The 17,585-nt window shown below is 64.3% G+C and carries 20 protein-coding genes; 16 read left to right on the top strand and 4 right to left on the bottom strand.

Going from position 1 to position 17,585, the window contains the following annotated elements; translation table 11 throughout:
- The first annotated feature begins 146 nt into the window (after window positions 1-146).
- The 9 genes from AC56QP_RS24840 to AC56QP_RS24800 all read left to right on the top strand — a co-directional run bounded on the left by AC56QP_RS24840 (window position 147) and on the right by AC56QP_RS24800 (window position 8,174).
- A complete protein-coding gene (locus AC56QP_RS24840; protein WP_256751524.1) occupies window positions 147-815 on the top strand; it encodes a response regulator transcription factor in 669 nt (222 codons plus the stop codon).
- A 79-nt stretch (window positions 816-894) separates the two neighbouring features.
- Complete coding sequence (locus tag AC56QP_RS24835) at window positions 895-2,151, top strand: flagellar hook protein FlgE (protein WP_489863069.1); 1,257 nt, start codon at window positions 895-897, stop codon at window positions 2,149-2,151.
- Between the two features lie 27 nt (window positions 2,152-2,178).
- Window positions 2,179-3,633, top strand: coding sequence for a flagellar hook-associated protein FlgK (gene flgK / locus AC56QP_RS24830; RefSeq protein WP_489863070.1), 1,455 nt, complete (start codon window positions 2,179-2,181; stop codon window positions 3,631-3,633).
- Between the two features lie 3 nt (window positions 3,634-3,636).
- Window positions 3,637-4,680, top strand: a complete 1,044-nt coding sequence (locus AC56QP_RS24825; protein ID WP_489863071.1) for a flagellar hook-associated family protein — start codon at window positions 3,637-3,639, stop codon at window positions 4,678-4,680.
- Window positions 4,681-4,708: 28 nt separating this feature from the next.
- The gene (gene flaF / locus AC56QP_RS24820) at window positions 4,709-5,056 is read left to right on the top strand and encodes a flagellar biosynthesis regulator FlaF (RefSeq protein ID WP_489863072.1); all 348 of its coding nucleotides are present in this window, start codon (window positions 4,709-4,711) and stop codon (window positions 5,054-5,056) included.
- Complete coding sequence (gene flbT / locus AC56QP_RS24815; RefSeq protein ID WP_489863073.1) at window positions 5,053-5,493, top strand: flagellar biosynthesis repressor FlbT; 441 nt, start codon at window positions 5,053-5,055, stop codon at window positions 5,491-5,493. The genes flaF and flbT overlap by 4 nt, the downstream gene beginning before the upstream one ends.
- Window positions 5,493-5,900, top strand: a complete 408-nt coding sequence (flgD, locus tag AC56QP_RS24810) for a flagellar hook assembly protein FlgD (RefSeq protein ID WP_489863074.1) — start codon at window positions 5,493-5,495, stop codon at window positions 5,898-5,900. Before flbT ends, flgD begins: the two co-directional genes overlap by 1 nt.
- 13 nt (window positions 5,901-5,913) lie before the next feature.
- Complete coding sequence (gene fliQ, locus AC56QP_RS24805; RefSeq protein WP_023761707.1) at window positions 5,914-6,180, top strand: flagellar biosynthesis protein FliQ; 267 nt, start codon at window positions 5,914-5,916, stop codon at window positions 6,178-6,180.
- A gap of 350 nt (window positions 6,181-6,530) precedes the next feature.
- Complete coding sequence (locus AC56QP_RS24800) at window positions 6,531-8,174, top strand: MFS transporter (RefSeq protein WP_489863075.1); 1,644 nt, start codon at window positions 6,531-6,533, stop codon at window positions 8,172-8,174.
- Between the two features lie 22 nt (window positions 8,175-8,196).
- Here the strand turns inward: AC56QP_RS24800 and AC56QP_RS24795 are convergent, their stop codons facing one another.
- The 3 genes from AC56QP_RS24795 to AC56QP_RS24785 all read right to left on the bottom strand — a co-directional run bounded on the left by AC56QP_RS24795 (window position 8,197) and on the right by AC56QP_RS24785 (window position 11,413).
- Complete coding sequence (locus AC56QP_RS24795; protein WP_489863076.1) at window positions 8,197-9,978, bottom strand: chloride channel protein; 1,782 nt, start codon at window positions 9,976-9,978, stop codon at window positions 8,197-8,199.
- Window positions 9,979-10,141: 163 nt separating this feature from the next.
- Complete coding sequence (locus AC56QP_RS24790) at window positions 10,142-10,654, bottom strand: cupin domain-containing protein (RefSeq protein WP_489863077.1); 513 nt, start codon at window positions 10,652-10,654, stop codon at window positions 10,142-10,144.
- 30 nt (window positions 10,655-10,684) lie between these two features.
- The gene (locus tag AC56QP_RS24785; RefSeq protein ID WP_489863078.1) at window positions 10,685-11,413 is read right to left on the bottom strand and encodes an NAD-dependent epimerase/dehydratase family protein; all 729 of its coding nucleotides are present in this window, start codon (window positions 11,411-11,413) and stop codon (window positions 10,685-10,687) included.
- 62 nt (window positions 11,414-11,475) lie between these two features.
- Between AC56QP_RS24785 and AC56QP_RS24780 the strand changes: the two genes are divergently transcribed.
- The gene (locus tag AC56QP_RS24780) at window positions 11,476-11,955 is read left to right on the top strand and encodes a MarR family winged helix-turn-helix transcriptional regulator (protein WP_489863079.1); all 480 of its coding nucleotides are present in this window, start codon (window positions 11,476-11,478) and stop codon (window positions 11,953-11,955) included.
- Between the two features lie 40 nt (window positions 11,956-11,995).
- On the opposite strand, the gene AC56QP_RS24775 is transcribed toward AC56QP_RS24780, so the two are convergent.
- Window positions 11,996-12,295: a putative quinol monooxygenase gene (locus AC56QP_RS24775; RefSeq protein WP_489863080.1), complete on the bottom strand. Its 300-nt coding sequence runs from the start codon at window positions 12,293-12,295 to the stop codon at window positions 11,996-11,998.
- Window positions 12,296-12,411: 116 nt separating this feature from the next.
- On the opposite strand from AC56QP_RS24775, the gene flhA reads away from it, so the two are divergent.
- The 6 genes from flhA to AC56QP_RS24745 all read left to right on the top strand — a co-directional run bounded on the left by flhA (window position 12,412) and on the right by AC56QP_RS24745 (window position 17,547).
- A complete protein-coding gene (gene flhA / locus AC56QP_RS24770) occupies window positions 12,412-14,499 on the top strand; it encodes a flagellar biosynthesis protein FlhA (protein WP_489863081.1) in 2,088 nt (695 codons plus the stop codon).
- Window positions 14,496-15,248 carry a flagellar biosynthetic protein FliR gene (gene fliR / locus AC56QP_RS24765; protein ID WP_256751510.1) on the top strand — a complete coding sequence of 251 codons (753 nt, stop codon included), beginning with the start codon at window positions 14,496-14,498 and terminating at the stop codon, window positions 15,246-15,248. The genes flhA and fliR overlap by 4 nt, the downstream gene beginning before the upstream one ends.
- 2 nt (window positions 15,249-15,250) lie before the next feature.
- The gene (locus tag AC56QP_RS24760) at window positions 15,251-15,643 is read left to right on the top strand and encodes a hypothetical protein (protein WP_489863082.1); all 393 of its coding nucleotides are present in this window, start codon (window positions 15,251-15,253) and stop codon (window positions 15,641-15,643) included.
- A 209-nt stretch (window positions 15,644-15,852) separates the two neighbouring features.
- Window positions 15,853-16,395, top strand: a complete 543-nt coding sequence (locus tag AC56QP_RS24755) for a rod-binding protein (RefSeq protein WP_489863083.1) — start codon at window positions 15,853-15,855, stop codon at window positions 16,393-16,395.
- Between the two features lie 98 nt (window positions 16,396-16,493).
- On the top strand, window positions 16,494-16,919 hold the full coding sequence (locus AC56QP_RS24750) for a hypothetical protein (protein ID WP_489863084.1): 426 nt from the start codon (window positions 16,494-16,496) through the stop codon (window positions 16,917-16,919).
- A 112-nt stretch (window positions 16,920-17,031) separates the two neighbouring features.
- Entirely contained in the window at window positions 17,032-17,547 is a 516-nt protein-coding gene (locus AC56QP_RS24745) for a hypothetical protein (RefSeq protein ID WP_489863085.1), read from the top strand.
- The last annotated feature ends 38 nt before the right edge of the window (window positions 17,548-17,585 follow it).

The following is a 17,585-nucleotide window of genomic DNA, read 5'->3' as shown; positions in this document are numbered from 1 at the left end:
AAGCATATCTGGTTGCACGCTAATACAACCGCCACGATTCCAGACTCCCAAGAAACTAGTTACAAGAAATGACGGTTGTTCAGGATTCTCGCCAACGGCTACGCCTCTCCTCACGGGGCAAATAATTTGATTCGGAGGCGGGGCCGATGATTGTAATCGTTGACGAGCGCGAGCTCGTAACAGAGGGATACAACTCACTTTTTGACCGCGAGGGCGTCGCCTGTGCAGGCTTCGCGCCAGGCGAGTTCGGCGAGTGGGTGAACTCGGCGGCCGACACCGATCTACGCTCGGTCAGGGCCTTCCTCATCGGCGACTGCCGCGAGGGCGTCATCTCGCCACGGCAGATCCGCGACCGCACCGGCGCACCGGTTATTGCGCTCAGCGAGCAGCATTCCCTGGAGAACACGCTGCGGTTGTTCGAGAGCGGCGTCGACGATGTCATTCGCAAGCCCGTTCACATCCGCGAGATACTGGCTCGCATCACCGCCATCCGTCGGCGCGCCCACGAAGACGTCGCCTACACCGAGATCGGCGCCATGCGCATCTTCATGGATGGACGTGACCCGGAGATCGACGGTCAGCCGCTGCCCTTGCCGCGTCGTGAACGCCGCATCCTCGAATATCTGGCGAGCAATCGCGGGCGTCGCGTCACCAAGACCCAGGTCTTCAACGCCATCTACGGCATCTTCGACGAAGAGGTCGAAGAGAACGTGGTGGAAAGCCACATCAGCAAGCTGCGCAAGAAGCTGCGCGAGAAGCTGGGTTCCGACCCGATCGATTCCAAGCGCTTCCTCGGCTACCGGCTGGTCTTCTGATGCCGCACCGCGCCAGCCTCGCGCAAGACAGGACGCGTAGCCTCCCAGCCAGTGGCATGGACATAGCGGAGACGTTTCGATGAGCCTCTACGGAATGATGCGGACCGGCGTTTCCGGCATGAATGCACAGGCAAATCGGCTGTCCACCGTGGCCGACAACATCGCCAATTCCGACACCACCGGCTACAAGCGATCCTCCGCCGAATTTTCGACCCTGGTCATGCCGAACACGGGCGGCGCCTACAATTCCGGCGGCGTCACCACGACGATCCGATCGGCGGTCAGCTCCCAGGGCGTGCTTCAATATACGACCTCGGTCTCCGATCTTGCCGTCAGTGGCGATGGTTTCTTTGTCGTTCAGGATCCGAGCGGAACCCCATTCCTGACCCGCGCCGGTGCCTTCGTTCCCGATGCGCAGGGCAGGCTGGTCAACGCGGCCGGCTTCCAGCTGATGGGCTACAGCTACGCCAATGGCGTGCCGGCAGCGACGGTGAACGGCTTCGAGGGGCTTGTTCCTGTGGTCATCTCCGATCAGGAAATGACGGCAACGCCGAGCACAGCGGGTACATTCAACGGAAACCTGCCCGCGGGCGCCACGCCGGTCGCGGCTGGCAGCCTGCCCAGCACCAACGCCGCGGGCGCGCAGTACACGTCGAAATCCTCGATGGTCGCCTACGACAATCTCGGCAACAAGGTGCTGCTCGACGTCTATTTCACCAACACCGGCGCCGGCACCTGGGAAGTATCGGTCTTCGACCAGTCGAAAGCGACGGCTGGAACATCGTTCCCCTACACCGGTGGGGCCCTGGGCACGGCCAACCTCACCTTCGACACCACCACCGGCAAGCTCACCGGCGCCGTCACCAGCGTCGGCCTGACGGTGCCCAACGGCAGTGCTTTCTCGCTTGACCTTTCCAAGCTGACCCAGCTCGGCACCGGCTTCACGGTTTCCGATGCAGAGGTCAACGGCAATGCGCCGAGCACCATCGACAAGGTCCAGATCAGCAAGGACGGCACCATCTACGCACAGTACAAGGACGGTTCCACCAAACCGCTCTACAAGATCCCGCTGGCCGACGTGCAGAGCCCGGACCAGCTCATGGCGCTGCCCGGCAACGTCTACGCGCAGGGCACCGAATCCGGCGCGGTCCGTGTCGGCTTTGCCAATGAGGGCAAGCTCGGATCCATCGTCTCCGGCGCGCTCGAGAACTCCAACGTCGATATCGCCGAGGAACTGACCAACATGATCGCGGCGCAGCGCAGCTACACCGCCAATTCGAAAGTCTTCCAGACCGGTTCCGACCTGATGGACGTCCTTGTCAACCTGAAGAGATAAAACGGGCGTGGCCCGTGAAAGACCCGCATGTCGCTATCCACCGCATTGAGTATCGCCCAATCGGCGCTTATGAACACCGCGCGGCAGACAAGCGTTGTCACGCGCAACGTCTCCGACGCTTCCAACCCGGATTACACGCGCCGCATTGCCGTCGTCACCAGCACGGCCCCGGGCGCGCGTTCGGTCGACATACAGCGGACCACCAACGACCTGCTGTTCCGTCAGAACCTCAGCGCTCTGTCGGCGTATAGCGGCCAGAATGCGCTCTACAGCGGCATGGATCAGCTCGACGTTTCGGTCAATGGCGTCGATAATGCATCCTCGCCGTCGACCGCGATCGGCAATCTGCAGCAGGCGCTGCAGCTCTATGCCACCTCCCCGTCCAACCAGAATCTCGGCGTCAGCGTCATCGACGCGGCCCAGCAGGTCGTGCGTTCTCTGAATGACGGCTCCAAGGCCATTCAGGATTTCCGCACCCAGACCGACGGCCAGATCGCCACGGCCGTCGACGACCTCAACTCGCTGTTGAGCCAGTTCCAGGATGCCAACACGGCGGTCATTTCCGGAACCCGTTCCGGCACCGATGTTTCCGATGCGCTCGACCAGCGCGACGCGCTTTTGAAGAAGATCGCCGACTATGTTCCGGTGTCGACCTTCACGCGCGGCGACAACGACATGGTCATCACCACGGGTGACGGCACAACGCTGTTCGAAACCATCCCACGCTCGGTCAGCTTCGCGCCGTCGTCCGGCTACAGCGCCGGTGCCGCCGGCAATGCCGTCTATATCGACAACGTGCCGATCTCGGCGGGAACCGGCGGCAACACCAGCGCCAGCGGCAAGCTTGCCGGCCTGCTGCAATTGCGCGACGGCGTCGCCTCGACCATGCAGAGCCAGCTCGACGAGACCGCGCGCGGCCTGATCTCCGCCTTTGCCGAGACGGCACCTTCTATGCCCGATGCCGCCGGCCTGTTCACCTGGTCGGGCGCGCCGGCCGTGCCCGCCGCCGGCACGCTGGTCAACGGCCTTGCCGCCTCGATCAGCATCAACGCGGCGATGGATCCGAGCATCGGCGGCAATCCGACGCTGTTGCGCGACGGTGGCGCCAACGGCGCGGCCTATGTCGCCAATACAAGCGGCGGCGCTTCCTATTCCAGCCTCCTGGTTGCCTATGGCGACCGTCTCGACCAGCCAATGACCTTCGATCCCACCGCCGGGATTTCGGTCACATCCAGCGTCTCCGACTACGCGGCCAATTCGATCGGCTGGCTTCAGGGGGTGCGCCAGCAGGCTTCGACCGCCGCCGACGCCAAGGAAGCGCTGGCGTCGCGCAGCGCCGAGGCACTGTCCAACGCAACCGGTGTCAATGTCGATCAGGAGATGTCGCTCATGCTCGACCTCGAGCACACCTATCAGGCATCGGCCCGGATGATGAAGACCGTCGACGACATGATGACGGCCTTGTTGAACGCGGTGGGATAAGCCATGACTTCAGTCTCCTCGGCCGCCATCTCCAACGCCATGCGCTACCAGCAGATGCGCATGCAGGCCGATCTCGTCAAAGCCACCAAGGAGTCCTCGACCGGCAAGGTCGCCGATGTCGGGCTGGCGCTGGGCGGGCGCACGGCCCAGTCCGTCACCTTCTCGCGCGATCTCGACCGGCTCAACGTCATCATCGATTCCAACGGGCTGGTCGCCGCCCGGCTTTCGTCGACGCAGACCTCGCTCGGCCAGCTCTCAAGCGTGGCGCAGACCTTCCTGTCCAGCCTGACCACCGCGACATCAGGCGATTCCTCCGATAGCCTCACCCAATCGACGGCCAACACGACCATCCAGCAGCTTGGCTCGATCCTCAACACCAGCGTCAACGGCGAATATCTGTTCGCCGGCACCAACACCGACGTCAAGCCGATCAACGATTTCACGGCGGCCGGCTCACCCGCCAAGGCCGCCTTCGACGCCTCCTTCGTGTCCCATTTCGGTTTCACGCCCAGTGACCCGGCCGCTGCCAACATCACCGCCGCCCAGATGGACGACTACATCACCAACGATGTCGCGCCGCAGTTCCTCGGCTCTGGCTGGCAGACCAACTGGTCGAATGCCACCGACCAGCAGATTGTCAGCCGCATCGCGCTCAACGAAACCACCGCGACTTCGACCAGCGCCAACAGCGACGGCATCCGCAAGCTCGCCATGGCGGCCGCCATGGTCTCCAGCCTGATGACCAGCAACATCAGTCAGGCGGCCAAGGACAGCATCGTCAGCCACTCGCAGACACTGGTCGGCGAGGCGCTGAGCGGCATCGCCCAGGTCCAGTCCGAAACCGGCATCGTGCAGAAGCGTGTCTCCGATGCCAGCGACCGCATGAAGACGCAGGTCGACCTGTTCGAACGGCACATCCTCGATCTCGAAGCCGTCGACCCGGCCGAAGCCGCGACCCGGGTCGCAAATCTGACCCAGCATATCGAGACGTCCTTCGCGCTGACAGCACGCCTGCAGCAGCTCAGCCTGCTGAATTACCTGACCTGACACCTCATAACGGAACGGTAGCCCCACGATGTACCAATTCTCCTACGCCGACATCCAGAGCAACTCCGTTGCCGACGCGAAGGACCGTGAGCGGCAGCTCCTGACCCGCTCCATCGACATGCTGGCTGCGGCGGCGGCCATCGGCCACGACTCGATGGAGGCGATCGAGGCTTTGCATTTCACCAACCGTGTCTGGACCGCGTTCGTCGAGGATCTCGGCTCCAGCGACAACGCCCTGCCCAAGGAACTGCGCGCCAACCTCATCTCCATCGGCCTGTGGCTGCTGCGCGAGGCTGAGGACATACGCCAGGGCCGCACCAACAATTTCGAAGGGCTGATCGAGGTGTCCCAGATCATCCGGGACGGCATTCAATGACCAACACGCTGAAGATATCGCTGAAGCCGAACGAAAAAATCTACATTAACGGCGCGGTTATACGTGTCGACCGCAAGGTCACCGTCGAACTGATGAACGACGTGCAATTCCTGCTCGAGAGCCATGTGATACAGGCCGACGACGCCTCGACGCCGCTCAAGCAGCTGTATTTCATCCTCCAGGTCATGCTGATCAATCCGGCCGGCGCGGCCGAGGCGCGCGACATGTTCAGGCGTTCGCTGCCGCTGCTTTTGGTAAGCTTCGAGGACGCCCAGATCTGCACCGCGCTCAAGCAGATCGACCGTATGGTCAGCGAGGATCACATCTATGAGGCGCTGAAGGCGATCCGATCGCTCTATCCGCTCGAACGCCGCGCGCTTGGCGGCAATGACGACGTTCCGGGCGCGCGCCCGCTGGCTGTGGGAGCACGATACTGATGAATGTGGACATGACGACGACGATACCGACTGGCGCCAATTCGACGACCACGTCGACCTCGAAGACAGCAGTCGACTACCAGTCCTTCCTGAAGCTTCTGATCGCCGAGATGAAGAACCAGGATCCGACCAAGCCGATGGACTCGACGCAGTATGTCGCGCAGCTCGCCACCTTCTCGCAGGTCGAGCAATCGGTGCAGACCAACACCAAGCTCGACCAGATCATGCAGTCGTCGGCGCTGTCGCAGGCCGACGCGATTATCGGTCGCTCGATCACGTCGGCCGACGGCAAGACCACCGGAATAGTGGCTTCGGTGACACTCTCCAGCAGCGGACTGATCGCGGTGCTGCAGGATGGCACCCTGGTCCCCGTCGGCGCAGGCGTGTCGATCAAGCCGGCAAGCTAGGCCAACCTCCCACATGAACGAGGCCGACGCTCTCGACATCGTTCAGTACGCGGTGTGGACGGTGCTCACCGCGTCCGCTCCGGTGGTGCTGGTCGCCATGGTCGTCGGCATCGGCATCGCCCTCATCCAGGCGCTGACGCAGGTCCAGGAGATCACCTTGACCTTCGTGCCGAAGATCGTCGCCATCATGCTGGTGGTGGCGCTGACCGGGCCTTTCATCGGCAGCCAGATATCGGCCTTCACCAACGTCATCTTCGAGCGCATCCAGAACGGGTTCTGAGCACTTCAGGACAGGCGCGGCGGCCTTCCGTCCGCAATTGCGTGAAAGCAACCGCCCCGCTTGCGGGCAGCGGGTTCGGTCCGTCCGTGCCGGCAAGGCGGTCGCCGGCCCGATGTCACCGCATGCGCATCGATGTCTTTGCGGACGCTGCATGCCGCGGTCGGTGACGCGCGCTGATTCACGCTTGCCCCTCGGCCGGAGATAAAGGCGTGGACCGCAGCTATCCCATTGTTGGACCATGATCCTTTTTGAAAGGCGTTCGCCCTTTGCGGTGCGATGCCCTACTTTCGGCAAATGATCTCAGCAAACGGGTCATCTGACGAATCCGCACGACATGGCAGGAACTCCCGATGATTGACGAAAAGCCGGAAAGCGAGGGCGCCTCGGCGCTGGCGCCGTTCCGGCATGGCATTTTCCGCGCCGTATGGGCCGCAAGTCTCGTCTCGAATTTCGGCGGCTTGATCCAGGGCGTTGGCGCTGCCTGGATGATGACCACGATCGCCACCTCGTCCTACCAGGTGGCTCTGGTCCAGGCCTCGACCACCCTGCCGATCATGCTGTTTGCGCTCGTCGCCGGTGCCATTGCCGACAGTTTCGACCGGCGCAAGGTGATGCTGGTCGCCCAGACCTTCATGCTGGTCGTTTCGGTGCTTCTGACCCTGTTCACCTATTCCGGCCTGATCACACCGTGGACACTGCTTGCCTTCACCTTCCTGATCGACAGCGGCACGGCGCTGAACAGCCCGTCATGGCAGGCCTCGGTCGGCGACATCGTTCCCCGCAACAAGGTGCCGGCCGCCGTCGCGCTCAATTCGATGGGCTTCAACCTGACCCGCAGCGTCGGCCCGGCGATCGGCGGCATCATCGTCGCGGCGGCCGGTGCGGCGGCGGCCTTCGCGGCCAATGCCGTGAGTTATATCGGCCTGATCGTCGTGCTGGCGCGCTGGAAGCCGGACGTGCCGGTATCGACCTTGCCGCGCGAATCGTTGGGCGCTGCCATGGGCGCCGGCCTGCGCTATGTCGCCATGTCGCCCAACATCGGCAAGGTGCTGGTCAGGGGCGCCGCCTTCGGCTTCAGCGCCGGCGCGGTGCTGGCGCTGCTGCCGCTGGTGGCGCGCGATGTCGTCAAGGGCGACGCCCTGACCTACGGCATCATGCTTGGCGCCTTCGGCATCGGTGCCGTCGGCGGCGCGCTGATCAGCGTGCGGCTGCGCCAGCTGCTGTCCAGCGAGACGATGGTGCGTTCGGCCTTCGCCGGCTTCGCCGTCTGCGCCTTCAATGCCGCCGTCAGCCATCATGCCTGGCAGACGTCGCTTGGCTTGCTTGTCGGCGGCGCCTGCTGGGTGATCGCCCTTTCGCATTTCAACGTCACGGTGCAGATGGCGACACCACGCTGGGTGGTCGGCCGGGTGCTGTCGGTCTATCAGACCGCGACCTTCGGCGGCATCGCGCTCGGCAGCTGGATCTGGGGCGTCGTCGCCGACGCGCATGGCGCCGAGACCGCGCTGATCGCGGCCAGCATCGCCATGCTGGCCGGCGGCGCCATCGGCCTGCTGTTGCCGCTGCCGCAACAGCAGGTGCTCAACCTCGACCCGCTCAACCGCTTCAAGGAACCGCACCTGGCACTCGACCTGAAGCCGCGCAGCGGCCCCATCGCCATCATGATCGAATACATCATCCGCGATGACGACGTGCCGGAGTTCCTTGCCACCATGGCTGAACGTGGCCGCATCCGCCGCCGTGACGGCGCCCGCAACTGGACGCTGGCGCGCGACCTTGAAAACCCGGCGATCTGGATCGAGCATTATCACACGCCGACCTGGCTCGAATATGTGCGCCACAATGGACGCATCACCCATGCCGACGCCGTCGTCGGCGAACGCCTGCGCGCCCTGCACAGCGGCGGCGAGCCGCCCCGCGTGCGCCGCATGATCGAGCGCCCGACGACCGCCGGCACGACTCTCGTCATGGCCAAGGGGCCGATCGAGCACTGACACCCGGGGGGCTTTGCGCTCCCTACCCTTCGCCCGAAAGGTCCCTGCGCGCCTTGTCGAGTTCCTCGGCATAGCGCCGCATCAGATGGCCCTCGGTCAGAAGCCCGAGCACGATGCGGTCGGTGAAATCCTCGACGACGGCCAGTTCTTCTGCGCCGGCACGCTGGAACGTCTCCGCGGCCGACTGCACGTTCATGCTGGGCACCAGCACGGCGTCCTGGAACTGGGCGAGCGAGCGCACCGGCACCTCGCCGTCGGAGGGATCGCTGTGCAGTTCGGCCACGATCAGCACGCCGACATAATGATCGCCCGCGTCGACGGCGATGACGCGCTGGGCCGAACCGAGCGGCACTTCCTTGCGGAAGGTGGCCAGCGTCGTTGCCGCGTCGATGGTCTTGATATCCTTGCGCATCATCGAGCCGACGGTGAGGCTGCGCATCCAGCCGACATCGTGGGCGCTGCGGATCGTTTCGCCGCGCAGGTGGAAGCGCCATGTCGAGAACGAATAGCCGAAAGTTTCTCGCACCAGGATCGCCGCCATGATCGAGGCGGCCAGGACAACGCCGGTCAGCGTCAGGTCGCGGGTCGATTCCAGCGCCAGGAAGGTCATCGTCAGCGGACCGCCGACTACACCGACGGCCAGCGACGTCATGCCGACAACGGCGGCGACGGACGGGTCGATGCCGGTCGCCGGCGAAACGAAAGCCATCACGCCGGCGAATGCCTTGCCGAGCAACGCGCCGAGGAACAGCGAGGCGAAGAACAGGCCGCCGCGGAAACCCGACCCCAGCGAGATCGCCGACGCCGCCAGTTTCAGCACGAAGACGCTCGCCACCACGCCCAGCCCATAATTCATGGCGAATTCGCGATGCAGCGCGCCATGGCCACTGGACAGGACCTGCGGGGTGATCAGTCCGAGCAGCCCGACGACGACACCACCGATGACGGGACGCAGCGACGCATCGACCGACAGCCTGGCAAAGGCGCGTTCGATCAACGTCACCAGATGCATGATGGCGATCGAGGCCGCACCGCCGAGCAGGCCGAGCAGCAGGAACGGCACGTACTGGCTGGCGGTGAGCGCCGGCAGGCCCGAAAGCTCAAGCGGAAACGGCACCCCGCCAAACATTTCGGCGGTCAGCGAGGCCGAGATCGCGGCCGTCATCACCGGCGCCACATTGGCGACCGAATAGATGCCGATGACCAGTTCGAAACCATAGAAGGCGCCGGTCAGCGGCGCGTCGAAGGCGGCGGCAATGGCGCCGGCCGCACCGCAGCCCACCAGGATGCGGACATCGTTGCGGCGCAACCTGAACACGCGCGCCAACCGCGACGCCAGGCCGGACCCGACCTGGGTATAGCCGGCTTCCAGCCCTACCGAAGCGCCGAAGCCGCTGGAAATCATCGTCTGGCCGGCAATGATGAAGGTGTCGGTCAGCGACATGCGCCCGCCATAGAGCGCGTTGGCCTCGATCGGGTCGACGGGGGTGCGGAATTTCCGCTTTCTCAGCCAGAGCACCGAAAGCCCGAGCAGGATGCCGCCTATCGCCGGTATCAGCGCCTGCAGCGGGTTGGCGAGCGAGAACATGCCGGAAAGCCGGCCGCCGGGCTGGACGCCGAACAACAACCCGTGCAGGTCCTGCACGATCTGGCTCATCGCAGTGACCAGGATACCCGCCATCACGCCGACGCCGCCAGCCAGAATAACCACGGCGATGCCGCGCGCCTCGAGCAGCGGCAGCGACCTGATCAGCACCGCGCGCAGCCGGCGGGCGTAGACTTGCGGTTGGTTTCTGGAAAGCACCGGGGCGGCTCGCCGATATCAGAAAGGCAATCGAAGGCTCGCCTGATACGCCCGGCGACACGGCGTGGCAACCACAATGGCGACATGCAAGGCGCCATTGTGGCGCTGGACCGGCTGGTTGCGGCCTTTTACTGCCTGGGCTGGGGCGCGAGCGGCGCTGCCGTCAGTCCGGGATGGTCAGCGCGCCGCAATCGTCGTCGGCGATGAAGGTCGCCAGCAACGCCGCCGGCTCCGTCGTGCTGGCGTTTTCGGCGAACAAATGGATCGCACCGGGCGGCTCGAACCAGGTCTGTCCCTCGGTGTAGGTGCCGGCGGGACTGCCTTCCAACTGCGAGCGCAGCGTGCCTTGCAGGACGAAGGCACTCACCGAACCCGGATGGCGGTGCCGAGGTGTGTAGGCGTTGGGCGGGAACTCCACGATCACCGTGGTGACCGACTTGCCCGGCATATCAGGCAGCTTTTCACAGGAAATCGGCGTGACGACCGTCTTCGGCCGTGCAGTGGCGGAACCGCCCGCATCAGCGCTTTGCATGTCCATGTGCCCTTCCATGCCCTCAGGCGCGGCGCCGACGAGGCCCTGCCCGGCCCATCTTGCCGCGAGCACGAGCAGAACCGCGGCAGTGCAGGCGGCGGCAAGATATTGGCCGGTGCGCAAGCGGGATTGAGTGCCGATCATGACGATGTCTCCGAACAGGAACCGGCGGCCTCAGGCCGGCAAGCGAAAATCGGCGCGCCAGCCCAGTTCCTCGACCGCCTTTTGCGTCGAAACGGCCTGGTTGGGTTCCGCCACGTTGAAGATGCCGGGCGTACCCTTGTCGAGCGCAAGCAGCGCGGCATAAGCGGCGGCATCGACATGCAGAGGCGACGGGCCGGCGGGCGCGTCGGCTCCCGTCCCTGGGCCATAAAGCTGGCCGTATCGCAGGACGATGCCGGCGAATGGCGCGTGCAGCACCGCCGCTTCGAGCGCGATGACGCCACCGACGCTGATGCCGCGGTTTCCGCCCGCGGCGCTGTCCAGCGGATCGGCCTCGCTATGCGGTTCCGGACCGGGCGCGTAAGCCCAGGCGATGCTTTGCGCGACCATGCGCCGGACGCCGGATGCGGTGGCTGCAGCGACCAGATTGCGGGTGCCTTCGTCGCGGACACGCGCATTGCGCACGACCGCCTCGCCCATCCGGCTCGGGTCCAGGCCCGGCGGCAGGTCGGTCAACTGGTCGATGACCATGTCGGGTCGGGCGGCAAGCATTGCACCCGACAGGGCCTCGGCATCAAAGACATCCACCACCGCTGGCTCGACGCCAAGGGCGCACAACGTGACGGCCTTGTCCGCACTGCGCGTGGTGCCCGTCACATGATGGCCGGCCGCCAGAAGCTGCGGGATCAACCGCTGCCCGATGGCGCCCGAGGCGCCGGCAAGAAAAATGCGATGACCCATCGCCACAAGCTCCCTGTCATCATAATATCAGCATTCGAACAACATATAAGAGCTCTTACATCATGCGCAAGCCAAATCAACGTCCATCGATTCCGGCTCCGGGCGAAGGCAAACGCGGCGAGGAAGGCTATCTCGGCTATCTCTTGCGACAGGCGGCCGGCGCTCATCGGCTCAGGGTGGAAAGGGCGCTGGCCGATCTCGGCGTGACACAACCGCAATTTGTGGCGCTGACCATGCTTGCGGCGTATCCCGGCATCTCAAACGCCGATCTCGCCCGGCTGGCGCTGCTCACGCCGCAGACGCTCAGCGTCATCGTCGCCAACTTGGAACGGGCCGGCGCGCTGGTCCGCAAGCCGCATGCCGTCCACGGCCGCATCCAGCATATCGATCTCAGCGACAGCGGACAGGCGCTGCTGCGGACATGCCGCGAGCGGGTGCATGCGATCGAGAGCGAACTGACCGAGGGCCTGTCGGCGCCGGAAGAACGAGCTGTCAGGCGCTGGCTGGTTGGCGTCGCGACGGCTGGAACCAGCAAATCCTGAGTGCTCGTCAGCGGCGGGCGGGAACCGGCCCGCGGATCGATCAGGTCGGCTTGGGCTCCCCGGCTTCATAGAGCACGAGGTTGCGCTCGCCGATGCCAAGCGCCGGCCAGCTCGCACGCCAGTCCGCAAGGTGCGGCGCGCGGAAATGCGCGTCGAGCGCTGCCCTGTCGCTCCAGACTTCCGTGACCCGGATGAGCCCGGCGTCGAAGACATCCTGCGCATAGGAATATTCGAGGCAGCCGGGCTCGGCACGGCTGGCGCGAACCATGCGCTCCATCGCCGGCCTTGCCTCCCCGAGCGTGTCGGGCGGCAAGCGGATCGTGCCGATGATCAGAAGCATCTGGTTTCCCTTCTTGCAAGACGTTCGAACCTGCCAGTCTCCCACCCTCGCGCAAGCTTGGCCAGCTACCCTCACCGGGCTGTCGCACGTTCGGCAGCCTATGGTTTGGGGACGACATGGCGATCAGCGAAAGCATAGCGGCAGGGGCAGTAGCCAAGAACGGCCGCGACGTCTTCTTTGCCATCGGCATCGTCATCATCCTGGCCGTGCTGTTCCTGCCGATCCCGGCCTTTCTCATCGACATCGGCCTCGCCTTCTCGATCGCCCTTTCGGTGCTGATCCTGATGGTGGCGCTGTGGATCCAGCGGCCGCTCGACTTCTCGTCGTTCCCGACGGTGCTGCTCATCGCCACCATGCTGCGGCTGTCGCTCAACATCGCCACCACGCGCATGATCCTGTCGCATGGCAATGAGGGCACGCATGCCGCCGGCTACGTCATCGCCGGCTTCTCCAAGCTGGTCATGGCCAGCGACTTCGTCATCGGCCTCATCGTCTTCATGATCCTGATCGTGGTGAACTTCATCGTCATCACCAAGGGCGCCACCCGTATCGCCGAGGTCGGCGCCCGCTTCACCCTCGACGCCATCCCCGGCAAGCAGATGTCGATCGACGCCGACCTCTCCGCCGGCATGATCGACGACAAGACGGCGCAGTTGCGACGCCGCGAACTGGAAGAGGAATCCTCCTTCTTCGGCTCGATGGACGGCGCCTCGAAATTCGTCCGCGGCGACGCCATCGCCGGCCTCATCATCACCGCCATCAACATCGTCGGCGGCATCGCCATCGGCTATATCAGGCACGGCATGGGCATGGGCGAGGCAGCCGACGTGTTCATCAAGCTGTCGGTCGGCGACGGCCTCGTCACCCAGATCCCGGCACTTATTGTCTCGCTCGCCGCCGGCCTGCTGGTGTCCAAGGGCGGCACCCGCGGCTCGACCAACCAGGCGGTCTTCGGCCAGCTCGGCGCCCATCCGCGCGCCCTCTATGTGGCGGCGTCGCTACTGGTGCTGCTCGGCCTGATGCCCGGCCTGCCGCTGTTTCCGTTCTTTGCGCTGGCCGGCGGCATGGCCGGGCTCGGCTACGTCATCCCGATGCGCGCCAACCGGGTCCTCGCCGAAGCCGAAGCGGTGAAAAACCAGGAGAAGGCGACCAAGGCGGAGGAGGAGAAGAACTCGGTCAAGGCCTCGCTCGCCACCGCCGAGATCGAGCTGCTGATCGGCAAGCAGCTTTCGACGCGGCTCCTGGTTTCGCATCAGGAACTGGTGTTCCGCATGTCCAAGATGCGCAAGAAATTCGCCACCCAGTACGGCTTCGTCGTGCCGGAGGTGCGCGTCGCCGACGATTTCGCCATCCCGCCGAAGAGCTACCAGATCAAGGTGCACGGCACCGTTGTGGCCGAATACCAGATGCGCGTCGGCGAGATCATGGTGCTGCTCGGCAATCGCGACCTGCCCGAAATACCGGGCGAGGAAATCCGCGAGCCGGCCTTCGGCATGCGCGCCTACTCCGTGCTCGAAACCTTCGCCGAGGATTTGAAGCGCGAGAACTATACCTTCGCCGACAACATGTCGGTGCTGCTCACCCATCTTTCCGAGGTCATCCGCAACAACCTGCCGCAGCTTCTATCCTACAAGGACATGAAGGCGCTGCTCGAACGGCAGGACCAGGAATACCGCAAGCTCGCCGACGATATCTGCACCACGCATATCTCCTATCCCGGCCTGCAGGCGGTGCTGAAGCTGCTGCTCGCCGAGCGGGTCTCGATCCGCAACCTGCATCTGATCATCGAGGCAATCGCCGAGATCGCGCCGCATGTGCGCCGCACCGAGCAGATCGTCGAACATGTCCGCATCCGCATGGCCCAGCAGATCTGCGGCGACCTCTCCGAGGGCGGCGTGCTGAAGGTGCTGCGGCTTGGCAACCGCTGGGACCTCGCCTTTCACCAGAGCCTCAAGCGCGACGCCAAGGGCGAGGTGCGCGAGTTCGACATCGATCCGCGCCAGCTCGAGGAGTTCGGCCAGGACGCCACCAAGGCGATCAAGAAATATCTGGAAGCCGGCGAGCGTTTCGTGCTGGTCACCGCGCCCGATGCCCGCCCCTATGTGCGCATGATCATCGAGCGGCTGTTCACCACCCTGCCGGTGCTCAGCCATGTCGAAATCGCCAAGGGCGTCGAGATCAGGGTGCTCGGAACCATATCGTGAGCGTGCTTTCGCAGAGCGTCGTCATCGCGGCGTTCCTCGCCTTCTGCCGCATCGGCGCCTGTTTCATGCTGATGCCCGGCCTGTCCAGCGCCCGCGTTCCGGTCCAGGTCAGGCTGTTCGTGGCGGTCGCCGCCACCGGCGGCCTGCTCGCCTTCCTTTGGGACCGCATCATTCCCTTCGTCGACCCGCGCCCGCAGATCCTCGTGCCGATGATCATATCGGAACTTTTGGTCGGCGGACTGATCGGCGCCATGACCAGGCTGTACATGGAAGCCTTGCGCTTCATGGGCTCGGCCATCGCCATGCTGATCGGCTATGGCGGCACCGGCGGACCGGCGATCGAGGAGCCGGAACCACAGGCGGCGCTCGCCGCCATCATCTCGTTCTCGGCGCTGTTGATGCTCTTCGTCTTCGATTTCGACCATGAGATCGTGCGGGCGCTGGTCGCCTCCTACACGGTCGCCCCGGTCAACATCTTCTTCAATCCGCAGGCCGCACTCGTCGATGTCACCGATACGGTGTCGGACACGTTCTTCCTTGTCATCCGGCTCGGCAGCCCGTTTGTCGCCTATGCCATCCTGGTCAATCTGACGATCGGCTTCGTCAACAAGCTGACCCCGCAGATCCCGATCTATTTCATCTCCCAGCCCTTCGTCATCGCCGGTGGCATGATCATCTTCTATTTCGCCGTCGGCACCATGCTGTCGCTGTTCGTCAACGGCTTTGTCGACCTGACGCTGGCGAGATGACAATGAGCGCACGCAGGGACCGCCTGAAGAAACTGGTCAAGGTGCAGGAGCAACTGAAGGCGCTGCACGAAACCCGTCATGCCACCTTCCTTGCCGCGGCCAGCGCTGCCGAGGCCGAGGCCAGGGATCTGGTCGGACATTTCGACCAGGCCAATTCCCTTTCGGGCCTGTTTCCCGACCTTTATCATCGCCGCATCGCCAGCGCGGTCGGGCGCCAGGAAGCGAACCTCGAAAGCGCCAGGCAGGAGGCCGGCCTCATCGCCGCGGCAACCGCGCGCACCAACATGGTCGAGCGCACCTACAAGGATGTGCGCAGCCGCGACGAACGCCAACGCTCCGACCGCGAGCGCCTCGACCTGATCGCGCAGAAGCGGCAACCGGAAAGTGACGATTAGTGCACGGTCCAAAAGTGGTTCCGGTCTTGGGACAACGGCATGCATGAAAACAAGGACTTGAAGCGCGTCGCAGGAGTGCGTTTCGGGGCGACGCGCTTCAGCCAGCGGCCGCGCAAGCCTGCCACAAGCTTGTTGAGGCATTGTCCTAACCACGGAAAACCGACAAAAGGCGGACTTTCTTGGCGATCTCTCCACCCAGCGACATCGTTATGGATGTTGCCCGAGCCGTCGACCCGACGGATATCGAGGCTGCCCGCGCCGCGCTGACAAAGCGGGCCGGTGGTGCCGCCGGGACGTTTTCGGTCGACACCGCCGCGTCGGTGGATGCCGGCTCGATCCTGTCGCGCGCCACCGCCGACAAGGCCGCCGCGTCAACCGACCCGGCCAAGAAGTTCAAGAAGTTCGAGGCGATGGTGCTGCAGACCTTCATCCAGAACATGCTGCCCAAGGACACCGAAGGCGTCTACGGCAAGGGCCTGGCCGGCGACATGTGGAAATCGCAGCTTGCCGAGCGGGTGGCCGACGTCATGGCCGAGCGCGGCGGCATCGGCATCGCCAAGTCGATGCTTGCCGACCACTATCTCGAAGGCAAACGCGTTGTGCCGGTCGGCCCGGTTTCGGGCGGGCCGGAAAAGACCGAGATCGATCAGCAGAACAGCCTGTCAACCTCGTTGGTGCACGAATTGCAGCGCAAGGCCGCGCGGTCGATCACCGGTGACGACACGACCATCAAGACCGACATCAAGATCTAGGCAGGATCCCCGAAATCGGAACCGGTTTTGCGGAAAGATCATGCTCAAGCACTGAGATAGCGCGTATCCGAGTTCAATCTAACTAGACCAGGATTCTCATGGCCGACTTTTCGGAATTCACCGCCAACCTGCCCGCGCGCACGAGCGCGTCGGAAGCGCCGATCCCGTTCGCGCGACCTGGCAATCTCGCCGCCATCATCGGCCGCATCGAGGAAGTGGTCGAGGAAGAGACCGCCGGCATCCGCAGCGACACCAGCTATGACCTCAAGGCATCGAATGCCCGCAAGAGCCGCTATCTCTATGAACTGGCCCGCGCCATGAAGGGCGGCGGTGAAGCCGAGTTCCTCGAACAGCACCGCGAGGGCCTGACCCGGCTGCGCCAGAAGCTGGCGAAGAACGAGGCGGCGATCCTGGCTCACCTCAGCGCGGTCAATGAAGTCGCCAGCCTGTTGCGGAGCGCCATCCAGCGCTCGGAAGCCGACGGCACCTACTCCGCCGGCGAGTTCGGCTGGTCGAAGGCATGATGCCGAGCCGAAGGACCGCGTCGACGAAAAACGGGAAGCGGTTTTCGCCGACGATCTTGCCGAGGCAAGAAGACAGCGCCGCGTTTCCATCGCCAGGGAATGACAACGCCCGATGATCAAGGTCATCGCCATCGCCATCTGGATCTGCGCCGCCACGCTCGGCGCCGTGTTCTATTCGTTCCAAGCGGCGGGCGAAAAAGGAGTCGGCGAAACCCCGAAGCCGATGCTGGGCGGGCTCGACTACGTCAAGACCGATATCATTTCAGTGCCGCTGATCCGCGATTCCCGGATCGACGGCTATTTCCTGACCAAGCTCGTCTACACCGTGGAACCCGAGCAGATAAAGAAGCTGTCGATCCCGGCCGAAGCGCTCATTACGGACCAGGTCTATTCCTACCTCTATTCCAATCCGCAGGTCGACTTCACCAAGAAGGAGGCGATCGACCTCGATGCCTTCCGCGCCGCGATCCGCGACACCGTCAACAAGCGTGTCGGCGCCACCCTGGTGCATGAGGTCCTGATCGATCAGGTCAACTTCCTGTCGAAGGACGAGATCCGCGACAACTGGCTGCGCCGCAAGAAAAGCGAGACGGCGCCGGAAATGACCAAGCCGTCCACGGAACATTGAGCCGCCCGCAGCCGGAATTCGCGTTGACGTAAACGTCA

The organism is Mesorhizobium sp. RCAM 05104, from assembly GCF_059683645.1.
This window is presented reverse-complemented; position numbering and strand designations above follow the sequence as displayed.

Bases quoted from the DNA above. Each gene is read 5' to 3' on its own strand.
- AC56QP_RS24840 (WP_256751524.1), top strand. From the start codon at position 147: ATGATTGTAATCGTTGACGAGCGCGAGCTCGTAACAGAGGGATACAAC.
- AC56QP_RS24835 (WP_489863069.1), top strand. From the start codon at position 895: ATGAGCCTCTACGGAATGATGCGGACCGGCGTTTCCGGCATGAATGCA.
- flgK (WP_489863070.1), top strand. From the start codon at position 2,179: ATGTCGCTATCCACCGCATTGAGTATCGCCCAATCGGCGCTTATGAAC.
- AC56QP_RS24825 (WP_489863071.1), top strand. From the start codon at position 3,637: ATGACTTCAGTCTCCTCGGCCGCCATCTCCAACGCCATGCGCTACCAG.
- flaF (WP_489863072.1), top strand. From the start codon at position 4,709: ATGTACCAATTCTCCTACGCCGACATCCAGAGCAACTCCGTTGCCGAC.
- flbT (WP_489863073.1), top strand. From the start codon at position 5,053: ATGACCAACACGCTGAAGATATCGCTGAAGCCGAACGAAAAAATCTAC.
- flgD (WP_489863074.1), top strand. From the start codon at position 5,493: ATGAATGTGGACATGACGACGACGATACCGACTGGCGCCAATTCGACG.
- fliQ (WP_023761707.1), top strand. From the start codon at position 5,914: ATGAACGAGGCCGACGCTCTCGACATCGTTCAGTACGCGGTGTGGACG.
- AC56QP_RS24800 (WP_489863075.1), top strand. From the start codon at position 6,531: ATGATTGACGAAAAGCCGGAAAGCGAGGGCGCCTCGGCGCTGGCGCCG.
- AC56QP_RS24790 (WP_489863077.1), bottom strand. From the start codon at position 10,654: ATGATCGGCACTCAATCCCGCTTGCGCACCGGCCAATATCTTGCCGCC.
- AC56QP_RS24785 (WP_489863078.1), bottom strand. From the start codon at position 11,413: ATGGGTCATCGCATTTTTCTTGCCGGCGCCTCGGGCGCCATCGGGCAG.
- AC56QP_RS24780 (WP_489863079.1), top strand. From the start codon at position 11,476: ATGCGCAAGCCAAATCAACGTCCATCGATTCCGGCTCCGGGCGAAGGC.
- AC56QP_RS24775 (WP_489863080.1), bottom strand. From the start codon at position 12,295: ATGCTTCTGATCATCGGCACGATCCGCTTGCCGCCCGACACGCTCGGG.
- flhA (WP_489863081.1), top strand. From the start codon at position 12,412: ATGGCGATCAGCGAAAGCATAGCGGCAGGGGCAGTAGCCAAGAACGGC.
- AC56QP_RS24760 (WP_489863082.1), top strand. From the start codon at position 15,251: ATGAGCGCACGCAGGGACCGCCTGAAGAAACTGGTCAAGGTGCAGGAG.
- AC56QP_RS24755 (WP_489863083.1), top strand. From the start codon at position 15,853: ATGGATGTTGCCCGAGCCGTCGACCCGACGGATATCGAGGCTGCCCGC.
- AC56QP_RS24750 (WP_489863084.1), top strand. From the start codon at position 16,494: ATGGCCGACTTTTCGGAATTCACCGCCAACCTGCCCGCGCGCACGAGC.
- AC56QP_RS24745 (WP_489863085.1), top strand. From the start codon at position 17,032: ATGATCAAGGTCATCGCCATCGCCATCTGGATCTGCGCCGCCACGCTC.